Annotated in this window: 2 protein-coding genes and 1 pseudogene; 2 read left to right on the forward strand and 1 reads right to left on the reverse strand. The window is 36.1% G+C overall.

All coding sequences use genetic code 11. The features are described 5' to 3' along the window. A pseudogene (locus FTV34_RS17095) lies at positions 1–536 on the reverse strand (hypothetical protein); the annotation flags it as partial. A gap of 265 nt (positions 537–801) precedes the next feature. On the opposite strand from FTV34_RS17095, the gene FTV34_RS17100 reads away from it, so the two are divergent. Both FTV34_RS17100 and FTV34_RS17105 read left to right on the forward strand, forming a co-directional pair. Then, on the forward strand, positions 802–1,365 hold the full coding sequence (locus FTV34_RS17100) for a recombinase family protein (RefSeq protein WP_180039205.1): 564 nt from the start codon (positions 802–804) through the stop codon (positions 1,363–1,365). Positions 1,366–1,737: 372 nt separating this feature from the next. Continuing rightward, on the forward strand, positions 1,738–2,082 hold a 345-nt coding region (locus FTV34_RS17105), incomplete at its 3' end, for a helix-turn-helix domain-containing protein (RefSeq protein WP_180070867.1).

The following is a 2,082-nucleotide window of genomic DNA, read 5'->3' on the forward strand; positions in this document are numbered from 1 at the left end:
GCTTCTAATGCAGCTTCTACTGCTTCTTTAGCAGCTCCTGTACGTTTAACCTCTGCGTCAATTTTAGCTTGTCTTTCTGCCGCAGCAGTAGCCTTTGCCTCTGCAATGATTTTTAAGGCTTCTGCTTCTTTAGCTAGTTCTGATTTCGACTCAATATTTTCACCTGCACATTTAGTTTTAATTGAAAAGTATTCGATTATCTGCTTATTGGAATTAAAGTTAGTCGAGTCAGAATTTGCCATAAAGCTAAGAAAATTAGCAATAGTTGAGTTCATGTACGAACTCAACGCTTCTTTTGCTGGGGTTAAACATTCACTAACCTCTAATCTTTCTAAATCTCTTTTGACATTCTGTAATTCACTAATTGGTGTTGCTAGTGCTATGCGTGCTGTGGATGAAGCTAACTTGTGAGCATCATCCCAACGGTTTTCAATAGCGTTTAATTGATCTACACCTTTATCTTTAGCTTCAAATGGGTTTTTACAACCGCTAACTAATATTGAGAAAATAAAAATTGTTAGTATTAATTTATTCATGTACTACAAGAACTCTTTAAAAGAGTGTCACCCTCTGCAACACTTTAACTTCATAACTATTCTATAGTTTCTTATTAATCAATGATATAGGTGTTTATGGATAACATTAAACAATTAAGCTTTAATGTTCCTTAAGGTGTACCTTTTCGGAATGTTCCGCAATTAGTCTAGAAGTCTTGAAAATCCATGTTCCTTAAGGTTGTTTTTTGTATCGGAACGCTATAAGATATCAAGTCTAGATCATGCGGAACACAAAGAGTATAAAATGGCACACGTAGCGTATATCCGAGTAAGTACCACAGAACAAAATACTGATCGTCAGTTAGCAGATACAGGGATTGAGTTCGATAAAATCTTTGAAGATAAAGCAAGTGGAAAAAATACTGAACGCCAAGGACTAAAAGACATGCTCGATTACGTTCGAGAAGGTGACACAGTACACGTTCATTCTATTGACCGTTTAGGTCGATCTTTGATTGATCTTAAAACGTTAGTTACACAGCTAAATGATAAGGGCGTAGCAGTTCACTTTCATAAAGAGAACCTGCCATTTGAAGTTGGCAAGCAGAACTCAATGCAAATTCTAATGTTTAACATGCTAGGAGCCTTTGCTGAGTTTGAGCGTTCTATCATTAAGGAGCGTCAGCGTGAAGGTATCGAGAAAGCTAAGGAGAAAGGTGTTTACAACAAGGATAAGCGCAAGAAGGTAGATTACACAGAATTGAATGCAGCTATTGAAAGCGGTATGTCATATCGTCAAGTAGCTGAGAAGTTCAATGTAGGCGTTGGTACAGTAGACAGAGCAGTTAAGGCACATAAAAAAATCTGAGTGATTAGGATATTTCGGAATTTTAACAAGATTACTTTTGATGGTGGGGGTAAGTGTTAAGCAACATTCCCAACAATCTCAAAAAAAGTGTATAGGTGTGATGCCTTGTATAGTGGCGTTAGCCTGGTGATGATATGAGGAAGGTTTTAATTGCGGGTGTGAAATGTCAAACAAGATGGCATCGACCACCAGGATATTTCCTGAAATTTAGCATATAGCACAATGATATTTGTTTAAGTCATTGTTTTTAAATGAAAAGTCTTAATAATCAAGGCTTTTACAATGATTCTACAACAATAGAAAACAATGATTTGAACAATGGAATACAACTGTTATCATCAATAAATGAACAGTTTTTAACATGGGTTACACATGGCAAGAATCAGTATAAATAAAGCGTCTTTGGATTTTAATATCAGTCGGAATACCTTGTATAAGCACATCAAGCAGGGAAAGATAACCAAAGATGCAGAAGGTAAACTAGACACTAGTGACCTGGTTAGATTGTATGGTACGCATGTTAATGGGCAACAAGAATCAACAATAGTTGACACCAATATTTCTGCTCAATTTGAACAGTTAAGACAAGAAAACCAACAACTAAAGCAGCTACTAGCAGTCAATGAAATGTTGGTAAACCAGTTGCAGCAGCAAATACAGGACTTAAAGCATGATAAACAACAACTATTTAACCAGCTCGACCAAAAATTACTTGAA

This window comes from Acinetobacter sp. YH16038, from assembly GCF_013417275.1.
In the GTDB taxonomy this organism is placed as follows: domain Bacteria; phylum Pseudomonadota; class Gammaproteobacteria; order Pseudomonadales; family Moraxellaceae; genus Acinetobacter.

Excerpts from the sequence above, each read along its gene's own strand:
- FTV34_RS17100 (WP_180039205.1), top strand. The coding sequence starts at position 802 with ATGGCACACGTAGCGTATATCCGAGTAAGTACCACAGAACAAAATACT.